The following is a 15,369-nucleotide window of genomic DNA, read 5'->3' on the forward strand; positions in this document are numbered from 1 at the left end:
AGTCGTTACTGCATAAAGAGCACTTATAATATAAAAATAAGCATTTCTTAGCAATTATACCAATTTGAAGCTGTATTGTTCTATTCTAAAATTAAACTAAAAGTACTTTAAACTGATTTAGACCCTTTTTTAAGCTCTATTACCGTAACCTCTGGCCAAATACCAACACGACCAGGATAACCCAAGTAGCCAAACCCTCTGTTGACATTAATATACTGACCAAGTTCTGTATAAATACCTGCCCAATGTTTATAGCGCCATTTAGACGGACTCCATTTTATCCAACCTGGTATTTCTATACCAAATTGCATACCATGTGTATGTCCACTTAAAGTTAAATGGTAATGATATGGGTCATTTATCACTTTTTCTTCCCAATGACTTGGATCATGAGACATTAAAATTTTAAAATCATCTGCATTAATATTTTCGGAAGCTTTCGTTAAATCTCCAACCTTTATAAATCCACCTTTTCCCCAATTTTCAACACCAATTAAAGCTATGCGTTGCTTATCTTTTTCAAGAAATCGACTTTCATTAAGTAGTAAATCGAAACCCATATCTTTCTGTATTTGCTTTAAATCTTCAAGATTTTGATGTTTTTCTTCAGGGGAATTCCAATCTACATAATCACCATAATCATGATTACCTAAGACTGAAAATTTTCCGTCTTTTGCCTTCAACCTTCCAAAAGTGTCTTTCCATGGTAACATTTCTGAAGCTTTGTTATTTACCATATCTCCTGTAAATAAAAGTACATCAGATTGTTGTTTATTTATTAAATCTATAGCATATTCTATCTTTTCCTTATTATCAAAACTACCAGAATGGATATCACTAATTTGTGTAATTCTATACCCATCAAAAGCCTCTGGTAAGTCTTCAAAATGTAACGTATAATTGAGTACTCTAAAATTATATTTACCTCGATACATGCCATATAACAAAGAAGAAAAAGGGATTGCAGCAAGGCCTAAAGCTATTTGACTCACAAATTTTCTTCGAGATGGTATATAAAACCCATCACTTTTTGTGGTTACTTTTTCGTATAAGCCAATTAAACCTCTAATAATATCTTCACCAAACAAAAAAGGTATTAACACTAAGTTAAATGCCATAAATGACAGCAATAAACCAAAGGCGTAACTTTTATGAACAGTTAACACACGTCCTTCATTCCCTAAAGCAAATTGTATAATAAAATTACCAACAACAATTAATGCAATTGCAATAAATAAATAGTAAATCCATGTTTGTTTAGTTACGGTTCTTATAGCTTGAAAACCATAAAGAGTGAGTATTATAAAACTTATTACAAATAGTATCCAACGAATCATCTAAATAATTTAAGATGACAAATTTAGTGATATGTAAAACTAGTTTTCTTATGAAATTGTTAAAGGTTACAACCAATAAATATTTCTACCAAACTTCTAAAACCACTTAACAGTTAACCTAGCCAATTTCTCTTTAAAACTAGAATATGGCGGAAACAGCAATTCGGTAACACCAAACGTGTGCTGTTTCATTACAGCGCGAGCATTACTAAAAGCTTTAAAACCATCAAAACCATGGCTTTTACCTATTCCGCTATTATTTACACCACCAAAAGGCAAGTTGTGGTTAGCATAATGCAACACACTGTTATTAATACAAGTACCTCCTGCTCTAGTATTATTTATAATTTTAGTAGTATTCCGTTTGCTTTTACTATAAATATAAAGCGCTAATGGTCTTGGTTTAGAATTTACATAAGTAATAGCCATATCTAAACTATTATAGGTTACTATGGGCAAAATAGGCCCAAATATTTCTTCCTCTAATAATTGCGCTTCAGGTTTTAAATTTGAAATTAAAGTAGGTTCCATATATTTTGAAGCGCTATCCGTTTGTCCACCTACGTCAAATGTAGCATCTAAAGTTTTTGCGTTTGCTATATAAGACTCTAAACGTTCAAAATGTTTATCGGTTACAATTCTTCCATAAGAAGCTGATGTTTTAGCATTATCATTATAATACGTATGAAGCCATTTTTTGCAAGATTCAATAAATTCAGCTTTTATACTTTTATCAATTAAAACATAATCAGGCGAGACACAAATTTGTCCACAATTTAAAAATTTTGCCCACATAATTTTTTTCGCAGCTTTATCAATGTTAGCTGTTTTATCTATTATTGTTGGCGACTTTCCGCCCAACTCTAAGGTAACGGACGCTAAATTTTTAGCAGCAGCAGTCATTACAATTTTACCAACTTGTGTCGAACCGGTAAAAAAGATATGATTAAATGGTAATTTTAATAATGCGGTAGAGGCCTCAACCTCACCTTCAACCAATGCTACCTCATCCTCATCAAATACATCTGCTACTATTTTAGCCATTAAGGCTGAAGAATTTGGTGTCATCTCAGAAGGCTTTATAATAGCCGTGTTACCTGCCGCAATTGCAGAAACCAATGGCCCAAAGGTTAAATTAAAGGGAAAATTCCATGGCGAAATAATTAAACATACACCTTTAGGTTGAAACAAAACATGAGAACTAGACCCTAACATAGACAGTGGAGTAGGTACTCTTTGTGTTTTCATCCATTGCTTCAAATGTTTTTTAGCATGTTTAATATCTCCAATTATAGCATAGATTTCAGTAAGTTCTGCTTCTACTACTGGTTTACCTAAATCTTTACTTAACGCTTCTACAATGGCGTTTCTATAGGTAATTTCAATGGCGGTTTTTAACTTATTTAGTGTCTTAATTCGTTGTTTGCAATTCGTCTTTCCAATTTTAAACTGATTTTGGTATTGTTTACTAAACAACTCATAATATGGATTACCAATAAATTCATTCATAATGTGTAGTATTTATAGGTGCTAACAGCCCGTTTTGTGCATTTCATCGATCACAAATTTTAAGTTATGCATTTCAACTGATAAAATAAATCGTTAAACCGCAAAACGCCCTATTTTAAAGGGCTAACAAGCCATTTAAAGTTGTATAACGATTATATCTGTAGATAATTACCACTTATCTACAGATACCGTCATTTCATCTAAAATTTCTAACCTGTGCTAGTATCTTCTGTTTCTTTGACCCGAAGTTAAAACAAATATAGCTTCAACAAATTATGAAAAAAGGTTTAATCATCATATTATTTTTAACAATGTCTCTTGTAGGTTTTGCACAACAAGATAACATTGCTAATAATGAAACAGAACTTGTTGAAACTAAGAAAACAGAAACAGTAAAAACTAAAACAATTAGTATTTCTACTGAAGTAAAAGCTAAGGTTTTAAAATTAAATCGTAAAAAGAGTAACGAAATCATTAGCATTAAAGCTTACAGAAAAAGTCTTCAAATAAAAGTTAAGACAGTAAAGCTTTGTTAAAACATTGAATTAAAACGCTATTAACCATATATTGTTTAAAAAGTCGAAACGAAAGTTTCGGCTTTTTATTTGTTCATTAATTCATAAATCATTCTTTCATTTCAAGGCTTAAGTTTTGTAGTTTTATAAACTTCAAAATTTATATTCATGTCAGACCAAAAACGTCTCTTTCTCGTTGATGCCTACGCACTTATTTTCCGTGGCTACTATGCTTTTATAAAAAATCCAAGAATAAACTCTAAAGGCGAAGACACCTCAGCCATTATGGGTTTTATGAACTCGCTTTTAGATGTTATAAAACGTGAGCGACCAGACCATTTAGCCGTTTGTTTTGATAAAGGCGGTAGCGCAGACCGCGTAGAACTATTTGAAGCCTACAAAGCCAATAGAGATGAAACGCCAGAAGGTATTAAAACTGCTGTACCTTACATTTATGAGATTCTTAAAGCCATGCACATCCCAATCATGGTAAAAGAGGGTTTTGAAGCCGATGATGTAATAGGAACTTTGGCAAAAAAAGCCGAAAAAGAAGGTTACCAAACCTTTATGGTTACACCAGATAAGGATTTTGCACAGCTGGTATCTGAAAACATTTTTATGTACAGACCTGTTTTTGGTGGTGGTTACGAGACTTGGGGAATACCAGAAGTTCAGAAAAAATTTGAAGTTACAGACCCTTTACAAGTCATAGACTATTTAGGCATGATGGGAGACGCTTCAGATAATATTCCTGGCTTACCAGGTGTTGGCGATAAAACAGCCAAGAAATTTTTAGCGGCTTATGGTAGTATGGAAAATCTTTTTGCCAATACGCATGAGCTAAAAGGTAAAATGAAAGAGAAAATAGAAGCCAACCAAGAACTCGGTTTACTCTCTAAAAAACTAGCCACTATTATGCTAGATGTTCCTGTAGAATTTAATGAAAAAGATTTTGAAATGTCTGAACCAGATATTCCTAAGGTTACTGCCATTTTTCAAGAGTTAGAATTTAGACGCTTAATCGATAACTTTAATAAGACCTTTTCTGCTGAAGCTCGAGAAACAGCAACAGCAATGCAAACATCAAACAAAGCAGAAGCACCAAAAACCACACCTAAAGACATAAAATCCGCAGGCGAAGGTCAATTCTCATTGTTTGGTGGCTCAGAACCTTCTGCTACTGAAACAGCCTCAGAACATACACGCCAAACAGCAGCAACCTATTCACACTTCTACCAAAGTGTAGCACCTGGTATGGCAACCAAATTATTTGTAAAAAACTTAATGAATCAAACCTCTGTTTGTTTTGATACTGAAACTACAGGATTAAATCCGTTAACTGCAGAATTGGTTGGTATCGCTTTTTCTTGGGAAGTTGGCAAAGGGTTTTATATACCTTTTCCTGAAGATAAAGCCGAAGCACAAGCGCTTATTGAAGTCTTAAGACCATTCTTTGAAGATGAAAACATTCAAAAAATTGGTCAGAATTTAAAATACGATATTAAAGTCTTAGCCAAATACAATATTAGCGTTAAAGGCAAATTATTCGATACCATGTTAGCGCATTATTTGATAAATCCAGATATGCGACATAATATGGATATTCTAGCTGAAACGTATCTCAACTACACGCCAATTTCTATCACAGAACTCATTGGTAAAAAGGGCAAGAATCAATTGTCTATGCGAGAGATTCCCTTAGAAAAGCAAACCGAATATGCGGTTGAAGATGCAGACATCACTCTTCAGCTTAAGGAACATTTTGAAAAAGAATTAGGCGAAGCCAACACTCAAAAATTATTTGATGAAATTGAAATTCCTCTAGTACGTGTACTTGCTGCAATGGAATTAGAAGGTATTAATCTCGATGTGCCTTTCTTAAACGCATTGGCCGACGATTTAAATAAAGATATTGAAACCTTAGTCACTAAAATTTATGATGTGGCTGGCGAAGAATTTAATATTGCGTCGCCAAAACAATTAGGTATCATTTTATTTGAAAAACTAAAACTGGTAGATAAGCCTAAAAAGACTAAAACCGGACAATATAAAACTGGCGAAGATATCTTATCGGCTTTAGCCAAAGAGCATGAGATTGTTAGAGACATTTTAGAATATCGTGGACTTGCCAAACTAAAAAGTACGTATGTAGATGCCTTACCATTACAAGTGGAAGAAGCTACTGGCAGAGTGCATACCGATTATATGCAAACGGTTGCAGCAACAGGTCGTTTAAGTAGTAATAATCCTAACTTACAGAATATTCCAATACGTACAGAACGTGGTCGCCAAGTGAGAAAAGCCTTTATACCAAGAAACGAAGATTATACCTTGCTCGCTGCCGATTACTCACAAATAGAATTACGAATTATTGCAGCACTTAGTGAAGAAGAAACCATGATTGAAGCTTTTAAGAATGGCGAAGATATTCACGCCTCAACCGCTTCAAAAGTATTTAATGTTCCAATTGAAGCCGTGACTAGAGAACAGCGTAGCAATGCCAAAACCGTAAACTTTGGGATTATTTATGGTGTATCTGCCTTTGGCCTAAGCAACCAAACCGATTTATCTCGAGGCGAAGCTAAAGAACTCATTGACACGTATTACGAAACCTATCCAAAACTAAAAGCTTATATCAGTAAGCAAGTCGATTTTGCAAGAGATAATGGTTACGTCTCTACCATTTTGGGTCGTCGTCGTTATTTAAAAGATATTAATTCTCGTAATGCTTTAGTGCGAGGCGCAGCAGAACGCAATGCCGTAAATGCACCAATACAAGGAAGTGCAGCTGATATTATTAAAATTGCCATGATTAATATTTTTAATAAGCTAGACGCTGGCAATTATAAATCTAAAATGCTCTTACAAGTGCATGATGAATTGGTATTTGACATTTATAAACCAGAACTAGAAGAATTAACCACATTGATTAAAACCGAAATGGAAAACGCCTTTAAAATGGAAGTTCCGTTAGATGTGGAGGTTGATACTGGTTTGAATTGGTTGGAGGCGCATTAGATTTATAACTTAAATCTTAAGCATTACATTTAAATCACTTAAATATAATTGATTATTATTGTGATATTTTTTAAATTGTATGTTTTATTCTTTTTGTTATAAATTTCACTCATTGAAACAATATTTATACTAAGATTTTAACTATATATTTTAGTAAATAAGGATAAAATAATAAAGCTTGAATATTAATATATGGGAAGTCTAAAAGCTGTAGATTTTTTTTGCGGAGGTGGTGGTATGAGCTATGGAATGCAAAAATCTGGAATTAAAGTTTTAGCTGGCATTGATTATGAAGAAAACTGTAGAGAGACTTACAATGCAAACATTGGTAAGGACAAATTTATAAAAGCTGATGTTTTTGAATTAGAAGAAAAAGAACTAGAGAAAACTCTTAATTTACAACGTAATGATGATAATCTTTTACTTATAGGCTGTAGTCCCTGTCAATTTTGGAGTATTATAAATACTGACAAAAACAAATCTCAAAAATCTAAAAACTTATTAGTTGAATTTGAAAGGTTTGTAAAATATTTTAACCCTGGTTATGTTGTAGTTGAAAACGTTCCTGGTGTACTTCGTAAAAAAGGCGAAAGTGGTTTAGAAGCATTTATAAATTGGCTCGAATCAAATAAATATACTGTTCATTTTAAAGTTCATAATACTGCTGAATACGGAGTTCCTCAAAGTAGAAAAAGATTTACATTGATTGCAAATAGAATTTCTGAAGTAGAGTTATCTCCTATTAAGTCAAAGAAAAAAATTGTAGTAAAGGATGTACTTGGTGTTAAAAATGGCTTTAAAGAAATAAAAGCTGGCCACAAAGATAAAAGTAAACTTATGCATTCTTCACCTGGAATAAGTGACTTAACTTTACGTAGATTAAAAAAAGTAAAAAAAGATGGAGGTACAAGGGAAGGTTTTGCAAACGACCCTGAATTACAATTAGACTGTTTTAAAGGTAGAGACAACTCTTTTAAAGATACTTTCGGACGTCTTTGGTGGGACAGACCAGCACCAACAATAACAACTAAATTTTTTAGTGTCTCAAATGGACGTTTTGTTCATCCAGAAGAAAACAGAGCTTTATCTATACGTGAAGGAGCAGTTCTTCAATCTTTTCCCAAATCTTACAAGTTTTTTGGAACAAGCCACGCTGCTATAGCTAGATTAATTGGAAACGCTGTTCCACCAGAATATGCCAAAAGAATAGGAAAAGCAATAATTAAAAATCACAAAAATGCAGTTTAGAACCAAAGCAAGAGCAGTAGATTTATTGGGGAAAGGACAAATTGCAGATTTACCAACAGCTATTACGGAATTATGGAAAAATGGTTATGATGCTTATGCCGATAATCTAACTGCTGAAATATATTTAGACACATACAAGGATGTTAATTCTCCGTTGTTTATTATGACAGATGATGGAAAAGGAATGTCTAGAAATGATATTTTGGAAAAATGGTTAGTACTTGGTACTGATTCTAAAAGTAGAGCTACACTTGAAGAAAAAGAAAGTGAAGAAACACTCTGGAAAAAACCAAGAATCAAAGCTGGCGAAAAAGGTATAGGTAGATTGTCTGTAGCATTTCTTGGCAACCCAATGTTGATGCTTACCAAAAAGCAGGGTCATCCTTTACAAGCCTTATTTTTTGATTGGAGATTACTAGAAAACTATAATTTATTTTTAGATGATGTAAATATACCAGTTGAAGATATTGACAGTTTTGATGATTTTCATTTTAAACTTGAAAAACTAAAAAATGATTTTCTTTTAAATTTTGATAAAGAAAATGATATTGATGGCAATTATATTTGGGAAGAAAAACAATTAGGATTAAGAAGAGATATTGAAGATTCAGTTATTAAGTCAAAAATTCCAGATTTTTTATCAAAAAAACTTCTTAATGATTTATTGGATATTGAAAATGGTCATGGAACAAAATTTATCATTTTTGAACCTTTAGATCAAATAATAGAGATAACAAAAAATGATGATGATGGATTAGATGACAGACAGTTTGTTGCATCTAGTCTTGCAGGATTTACCAACGATTTTGTAGAAAACAATAAAATTGTTAATACAGAAATACCTGTATTTAAAGATGTTAATATTGAATATGATTTTTTAAACGTATTCGGACAATTTTTTAACTCTGAAGATTTTAATTATGCTGATGTTGTGATTGATGGAGTTTTTAATGGACAAGGTTCTTTCAACGGGACACTAAAACTATATGATGAAGTTATAAATTATTCTTATACAAATCCCAGGAAAAAAGATAAAAGAAGTTTTTATGGTAGTTTCCCCATCAAGGTAGGAGTTTCTCAAGGTAAAGAAAGTGAGTCTAAACTTGAATCTAATGCTTGGAAAAGAATTAGTGATAAAGTTAAAGCAAACGGGGGATTATATATTTACAGAGATAATTTCAGAGTTTTACCTTATGGTAGGACAGATTTTGATTTTTTAGGTTTTGAAAAAAGGAGAGCATTAAGAGCAAGTTCTTATTTTTCACATAGAAGAATGTTTGGATATATTGAACTTTCAAGAAAAAGAAATGATAAATTAATTGATAAATCAAGTAGGGAAGGTTTAATAAATAATTCAGCTTATAGGACTTTTAAAAATGATTTAGAATCATTTTTCAAGGAATTGGCACAAGAATATTTAGGTACAGATGCTAGAGAATCTATTTTCTTAGATAAAAAAGAAAAGATAAAAGAAGAAAGTGAAGCTATAAAAAAAGACAATAAACGAGCTACTGAAGAGAAAAAAGCATTTACAAAATCTTTAAGAGAATATCCAGAGAAATTTGAAAAATATAAAACGGAATATCAATCTATTTTAGAACAATTAGAGGAAAAGACCAATGCCTCGGATGTGTTGTATGCTGATATTGAAAATTTATTGGACAGATTACACACATTAGATATTGAGTTTAAAACCTTAATACCTAAAGTTCCTAAAAGATACAAACCAACAGATACTCAGTTAGACCGATTAGATAAATACGAAGATAAGTTGTTAGGTTTTAACGAAACTATAAAAAAAGATAGTGAGCAATTAATGATTAGAGTTCAAGAAAAGCTCGAAGTCAAAGAATTGAAAGTAGAGTTTACCAAGAATTATCAAAAATACAATGGTACGCTTGAAAAAATTATTACAGAAAATAGAATTCAATTAAAAACCCAATATGACAGTTTGTTGAAGGATTTTTCTTTTCGCTCAAGAAGAATTATTGATGAATTAAATTTTGAAAAAGATAAGATAGTGAACTCAATAGATTCTAAAGAAAGTGTGCTAATTGAATCAGAAAAATTAGCGTCAAAATTTGAATTTTTAAGAGATCAGATAAATAAAGAATTATCACCGTTAGTTGAGCACTTAAGTAAATTAAGTTTTGATATTGATGAAGAATTAGTTCAAGGAGCCTATAAAGCCGAATACGAAACTATCAAGTACAAGTGGGAACAGACTAGAGAAACAGCTCAATTAGGTGTTGCTGTTGAAATTATAGACCACGAGTTCAACCAATTATATGCTAAAATAAATAGTTCTATTGACAAGTTAAGTGAGGTTAACCTTTTTACAGATGTAGAACAATTCAACTTTTTGAAGCAAAATTTCAAGCAATTAGAAGATAAATATGATTTACTATCACCATTATATAGAATATCTGGAGTTGTGCCTAAGAATGTTTCTGGCTTAGATATCTCTAAATATTTATTAAAATTCTTTGATAGAAGAATTGAAGACTATAATATAAACTTCCATTCTACCGAAGAATTCAACAACTACTCTTTAACTATAAAAGAGCCAATTATTCATACGGTATTTATCAATATAATCAACAACGCAATTTATTGGATGCGAAATAAAGAGCATCGTGAAGTTTTATTAGATTATAAAAGTGACACAAATGAAATAATTATTTGTAATTCTGGGTTAAAAATTGAAAATCATCGAATTGAAAAAATATTTGAAATGTTTTATTCTAACAGACCAAACGGCAGAGGAATAGGTTTATATCTTTCTAAACAAAGTCTAAATGAAAGTAATTTAGATATATATGCTACTAACGATAAAGAATACAATGTGCTAAATGGTGCTTGTTTTGTTATAAAACCTTTAAATTAATTATGAGTTATCAACGACAAGCCATAGGCATAATTAAAGAATCGATAAAATCAGCAGTATTTATTGATGAAAATGCTAGAGGTTTTTTTCAAAATCAAGATGAATTAAAAGGAGAACGGGAAGAAGAAATTTCTATAGAATTATTTAATAACTTCAAAGAAAATGGGATTTCGTTAGCTATTCATCAATACAAAATTGACGACGAGAAAAATGAGAATTTAAAAAACTATTTATTTGAAGATAGAGATTTAGTATTATTAGATTGGAATTTAGATGGAAATGATTCTGGTCAAGATATTTCGTTACAATTATTGTCCGATATTATTAAGAGACCACATATTCATTTTTGTACTATTTATACTTCTGAATCAGGTAGTAAGATTGATAATGTTTTTATGAATATTCTGTCATATTTTTCTGGTGAAAATAAGCAGTTCTATGATGAGTTATATGAAGACTTAGAAGATGAAGAAGAAATTATTGCGCTTAAAGATGCATTAAATTATATAAATGTTAATCGAGATAGTGTTGATTGTGGTAAAAAAATAGGAGCTTTATTTCAATCAAATAGAACTGAAATTAAAAAAATTCAGGAAATAACTAAATTGTCAAATAAAAAATGTGCCATAATAAAAGCTTCTAATGCTTTAAATCGGACTCTAGCACCAATCGAATCTCATAGTTGTCCTTCTGTAGTGAATTTTGTAAATAAAACACTGGTGATTGATAATACAATTATTTCAATTTTAAACAAAGATGAAAATTCTCCAGCAGATTTAATTAATAATATATCAAATCAGATTATACAAGGAAAAACTAGTTTTACTCAATTACTAGGTTTAGAAATGCAATCGATATTTTCTAAGAGCGGAGCTTTTATTGATGAAAATATACTTGATTTTGGTAAAGATGCTATAATTTTTCATAGAGAAAAATATAGAATGGATGGTCATTTACATTATTTTCCTGAATTTATTAAGGAAATAATGCTTGAAAAAGCAAAACTAAATATAAGGAATAAATCTATATCTCTTTTAGACAACATCTTTCTTGATAATCAAAATGAAGGAAAAACACCTAGTGATAAGGAACTGATAGCTATGAATGTTTTTTATAACTCCACTAAATTAAAAAATGATAACAAATTAAACTTTGGAGATGTTTTCAGAAAAAAAGACTCGAAAGACTATTTTATTTGTGTAACAGCTTTATGTGATTGTTTAAGACCAGAAAAAATAGAAAATAAATTCTTTTTTGCAAAAGGAGAGCCTATCAAAAAAGAAAATGCGCTCCAACTAGGAGATACAGCTTTTGTAAGCTATTTATCAGATAAGCAAATAGTAAAATGGACAGATGTAATTCCATCAGCCGATAACTTACATAAGTATAGTCCTGTGTACATTAAACCTTTACAATACACGATTCTTAACACGGAGTTTGAAGATAATTATATTACATTCAAAAGCATAAATTCAGTTGGAGAGATAGACACCTTTAGAGGAGAATACGTTACAACTATAAAATCTAATTACACACAGCGAATTGCTAATCATGCTTTTAACCATCCTATTCGAGTTGGTGTCGATTTCGTCAAAAAATAGTTCTATTACCACTCAATTCTATATAAACATTAATTTAAGATTAAAACAACTCAAATCAAGCCAAGTTTATTAACAGAATTACGCTATGTTATATTAGAATTCGATGGTAAAAATAAACTAATTCGGACTTTTAATAGCATCAAATGACACTATCAGACAATCTACAAATCCAACCCCTTCAAACTCTCTACTCTATTTCTAGCTAAGAAATCATCGATAGTTTCAAAATGTTCGATAACGCGTTTTTCTTTAAACTCAAATACTTTTTTAGAAAGACCTTGTAGAAAATCTCTATCGTGAGAGACTAATATTAATGTGCCATCAAAATTTTGTAACGCTTCTTTCAATACATCTTTAGATTTTAAATCTAAGTGATTGGTTGGCTCATCGAGAATAAGCAGATTCACAGGTTCTAGTAAAAGTTTTACCATGGCCAATCTGGTTTTTTCTCCTCCAGAAAGCACACTTACTTTTTTATCGATATCATCGCCTCTAAACATAAAACCACCCAAGATGTTCTTAATCTGAGTACGTACATCGCCTTTTGCCACCTCATCTACGGTTTGAAAAACCGTTAAACTTTCGTCTAACAAAGCGGCTTGATTTTGTGCAAAATAACCAACCTGTACATTATGACCCAAAGTACAAGTCCCTTCTACATCAATTTCACCTAAAATGGCTTTTATCATTGTAGATTTTCCTTCGCCATTTCTACCCACAAAACAGACCTTCTCGCCTCTTGCAATAGACATACTTGCGTCTTTAAAAACCACGTAGTCATCATAAGATTTAGAAACGTCTTTAACCGTTACAGGATAATCGCCAGAACGCTGTGTTGCTGGAAAACGCAATCGTAATGCAGACGTATCTACCTCATCTATTTCTATACGTTCTAGTTTTTCTAACATACGCTCACGAGATGACACTTGGTTGGTTTTAGAATACGTGCCTTTAAAACGCTCTATAAAAGCCATATTATCTGCAATAAATTTTTGCTGCTCGTGGTACGCTTTTATTTGGTGTGTGCGTCTATCTTCTCGCAATTGTAAGTAATGCGAGTAATTGGCTTTATAATCGTAAATACGTCCCATAGTAACCTCAATAGTTCTGTTGGTTATATTATCTATAAAAGCTCTATCGTGAGAAATAACTAAAACCGCATTGGCTTTGTTCACTAAAAAGTCTTCTAACCAAATGACAGATTCAATATCAATATGGTTAGTTGGCTCATCTAATAGAATTAAATCTGGCTTTTGAAGTAAAATTTTAGCCAATTCTATTCGCATGCGCCATCCACCAGAAAATTCACTTGTAGGTCTTGCAAAATCGGCTTGCTTAAATCCTAGACCTTTCAATGCTTTTTCTACTTCAGCATCATAGTTAACGTCTTCTAAAGCATAATATTTTTCGCCTAAATCCGATACACGTTCTATGATTTTCATGTATTCATCAGATTCATAATCCGTTCTGGTTTCTAGCTGTTTGTTGAGCGCTTCCATTTCATCACGCATTTCAAATACATGTGCAAACGCTTTAGATGCTTCTTCAAAAACTGTTGTATGATCTTCGGTTAATAAGTGCTGAGGTAAATAAGCAATAACGGTATCTTTTGGAGAGCGCACATGACCACGTGTAGCATTTTGTACACCAGCAATAATTTTCATCATGGTAGATTTTCCGGCACCATTTTTACCCATTAAAGCAATTTTATCATTTTCATTAATAGTGAAAGACACATCACTAAAAAGTGTTTGTCCACTAAATTCTACGGCTAAATTATCCACTGAAATCATGTTATCAATTTTAAAGATGCAAAACTACTAAAAAGGAAAGGTTTTATTTTTTTGAATGTATAGAAAATATCACCTCTAATTATTTCAGTTTAATCTATTAGTAATAACGTTAAACCAAACCAATGCTATTCTATACTTTTAAGTAAATAAGATTTAACCATTAAATAAAACATTATGATTATTACAAAAGTATTAGGTTTAACAAGTGCATTCACAAAGAGTAAAAAGGCAAAAATTGCTATTTTAGGTTTAGAAATGGCAGTACTCGGTTACGCGCTTTATCAAAAGAAACGACAAAACAAAAATAAACGCATTAAATCTTAGTAATATTAGATTTTGAAGTAATTTTGCAAGGTTTTATTTAGACTATGAGCATCATTTCAAAAGACATATCAAAAGCTATACAACTCTTAACAGAAGAACATGTTGTGGCAATCCCAACTGAAACGGTTTATGGATTAGCAGGAAATATTTATAGCGAAAAAGCCATAAAAGCTATTTTTGAAACTAAAAAACGTCCGTTTTTTAATCCACTTATTGTTCATATTCCGTCTATTGATACGCTCTCAACTATTGTAGAATACATTCCTGAAAAAGCAAAATTGTTGGCCAAAGCCTTTTGGCCAGGACCAATAACTTTGGTGTTAAAAAAGAAAGCTATAATCCCAGATTTAATTACTGGAGGAAAAGACACCGTTGCTGTACGCGTGCCAAATCATTCTACTACGTTAGAATTGTTACGTAAATTAGATTTTCCGTTAGCAGCACCAAGTGCCAATCCGTTTAGTAGTATTAGTCCAACCACAGCCCAACACGTAGAATCTTATTTTAAAGACACAATTAAAATGGTTTTAGATGGTGGTGCTTGTACTAGTGGAATAGAATCTACAATTATAGGTTTTGAAAACGATGAGCCCATAATTTACAGATTAGGCTCAACTGCCATAGAAGCTATTGAAGCAGTTGTTGGTAAAATTGAAATTAAAAATTCTATCACCGAATCTCAAAAGGTAGAAACACAAGAAACACCTGATGCTCCTGGTATGTTAGCACGCCATTATGCACCCAAAACTAAAACGGTTTTAACCGAAAACATTACAGAAACTATAAACTTATATACTAATCAACGTATTGGTATTTTAGTTTTTAATTCTGATTTTGAAAACCCTCTGATTGAAACTCAAATTATTCTATCTAAAAACGGAAATTTAGAAGAAGCCGCTTCAAAATTATACGATGCGCTACATCAATTAGACACCTTTGATTTAGATATTATTATTGCCGAAAAATTTCCGGATTATGGACTTGGAAAATCTATAAATGATAGACTATTAAGAGCGACTAAATAAAAATATTCAGCTGTATGCAATTATTAAATCATGTATTCAGTTTTTTTCAATCTTAACGAAAAGAAGAACTCGTATTTCAACTTCTAAAACATATTTTTTTCCGCTATTCTAA

At 31.6% G+C, this 15,369-nt stretch carries 10 protein-coding genes; 7 read left to right on the top strand and 3 right to left on the bottom strand.

Annotated features, from left to right (window positions below):
* Window positions 1-107: 107 nt before the first annotated feature.
* Both GN138_RS12515 and GN138_RS12520 read right to left on the bottom strand, forming a co-directional pair.
* Window positions 108-1,337: a metallophosphoesterase gene (locus tag GN138_RS12515; protein WP_157364344.1), complete on the bottom strand. Its 1,230-nt coding sequence runs from the start codon at window positions 1,335-1,337 to the stop codon at window positions 108-110.
* A gap of 96 nt (window positions 1,338-1,433) precedes the next feature.
* Window positions 1,434-2,846 (bottom strand): aldehyde dehydrogenase family protein, encoded by a 1,413-nt coding sequence (locus GN138_RS12520; protein ID WP_157364345.1) that lies wholly within the window; start codon window positions 2,844-2,846, stop codon window positions 1,434-1,436.
* A 275-nt stretch (window positions 2,847-3,121) separates the two neighbouring features.
* Here GN138_RS12520 and GN138_RS12525 point away from each other — a divergent pair, with 275 nt between their 5' ends.
* The 5 genes from GN138_RS12525 (at window position 3,122) to GN138_RS12545 (ending at window position 12,115) form a co-directional block, all read left to right on the top strand.
* Complete coding sequence (locus tag GN138_RS12525) at window positions 3,122-3,382, top strand: hypothetical protein (RefSeq protein WP_157364346.1); 261 nt, start codon at window positions 3,122-3,124, stop codon at window positions 3,380-3,382.
* 147 nt (window positions 3,383-3,529) lie between these two features.
* Window positions 3,530-6,379: a DNA polymerase I gene (gene polA / locus GN138_RS12530; RefSeq protein ID WP_157364347.1), complete on the top strand. Its 2,850-nt coding sequence runs from the start codon at window positions 3,530-3,532 to the stop codon at window positions 6,377-6,379.
* 192 nt (window positions 6,380-6,571) lie between these two features.
* Window positions 6,572-7,627, top strand: a complete 1,056-nt coding sequence (locus GN138_RS12535; protein WP_157364348.1) for a DNA cytosine methyltransferase — start codon at window positions 6,572-6,574, stop codon at window positions 7,625-7,627.
* Window positions 7,617-10,514: an ATP-binding protein gene (locus tag GN138_RS12540; RefSeq protein ID WP_157364349.1), complete on the top strand. Its 2,898-nt coding sequence runs from the start codon at window positions 7,617-7,619 to the stop codon at window positions 10,512-10,514. Before GN138_RS12535 ends, GN138_RS12540 begins: the two co-directional genes overlap by 11 nt.
* Window positions 10,515-10,516: 2 nt before the next feature.
* On the top strand, window positions 10,517-12,115 hold the full coding sequence (locus tag GN138_RS12545) for a response regulator receiver domain (protein ID WP_157364350.1): 1,599 nt from the start codon (window positions 10,517-10,519) through the stop codon (window positions 12,113-12,115).
* 161 nt (window positions 12,116-12,276) lie between these two features.
* On the opposite strand, the gene GN138_RS12550 is transcribed toward GN138_RS12545, so the two are convergent.
* Window positions 12,277-13,908: an ABC-F family ATP-binding cassette domain-containing protein gene (locus GN138_RS12550; protein WP_157364351.1), complete on the bottom strand. Its 1,632-nt coding sequence runs from the start codon at window positions 13,906-13,908 to the stop codon at window positions 12,277-12,279.
* A gap of 174 nt (window positions 13,909-14,082) precedes the next feature.
* On the opposite strand from GN138_RS12550, the gene GN138_RS12555 reads away from it, so the two are divergent.
* Window positions 14,083-14,232, top strand: a complete 150-nt coding sequence (locus GN138_RS12555; protein ID WP_157364352.1) for a hypothetical protein — start codon at window positions 14,083-14,085, stop codon at window positions 14,230-14,232.
* Between the two features lie 44 nt (window positions 14,233-14,276).
* Window positions 14,277-15,257: an L-threonylcarbamoyladenylate synthase gene (locus GN138_RS12560; RefSeq protein WP_157364353.1), complete on the top strand. Its 981-nt coding sequence runs from the start codon at window positions 14,277-14,279 to the stop codon at window positions 15,255-15,257.
* The last annotated feature ends 112 nt before the right edge of the window (window positions 15,258-15,369 follow it).

This window comes from Winogradskyella endarachnes, from assembly GCF_009741275.1.
Classification (GTDB): domain Bacteria; phylum Bacteroidota; class Bacteroidia; order Flavobacteriales; family Flavobacteriaceae; genus Winogradskyella; species Winogradskyella endarachnes.

Coding starts and splice junctions, on each gene's coding strand:
- GN138_RS12550 (WP_157364351.1), bottom strand. CDS start 13,908: ATGATTTCAGTGGATAATTTAGCCGTAGAATTTAGTGGACAAACACTT.
- polA (WP_157364347.1), top strand. CDS start 3,530: ATGTCAGACCAAAAACGTCTCTTTCTCGTTGATGCCTACGCACTTATT.
- GN138_RS12555 (WP_157364352.1), top strand. CDS start 14,083: ATGATTATTACAAAAGTATTAGGTTTAACAAGTGCATTCACAAAGAGT.
- GN138_RS12535 (WP_157364348.1), top strand. CDS start 6,572: ATGGGAAGTCTAAAAGCTGTAGATTTTTTTTGCGGAGGTGGTGGTATG.
- GN138_RS12525 (WP_157364346.1), top strand. CDS start 3,122: ATGAAAAAAGGTTTAATCATCATATTATTTTTAACAATGTCTCTTGTA.
- GN138_RS12560 (WP_157364353.1), top strand. CDS start 14,277: ATGAGCATCATTTCAAAAGACATATCAAAAGCTATACAACTCTTAACA.
- GN138_RS12545 (WP_157364350.1), top strand. CDS start 10,517: ATGAGTTATCAACGACAAGCCATAGGCATAATTAAAGAATCGATAAAA.
- GN138_RS12515 (WP_157364344.1), bottom strand. CDS start 1,337: ATGATTCGTTGGATACTATTTGTAATAAGTTTTATAATACTCACTCTT.
- GN138_RS12520 (WP_157364345.1), bottom strand. CDS start 2,846: ATGAATGAATTTATTGGTAATCCATATTATGAGTTGTTTAGTAAACAA.
- GN138_RS12540 (WP_157364349.1), top strand. CDS start 7,617: ATGCAGTTTAGAACCAAAGCAAGAGCAGTAGATTTATTGGGGAAAGGA.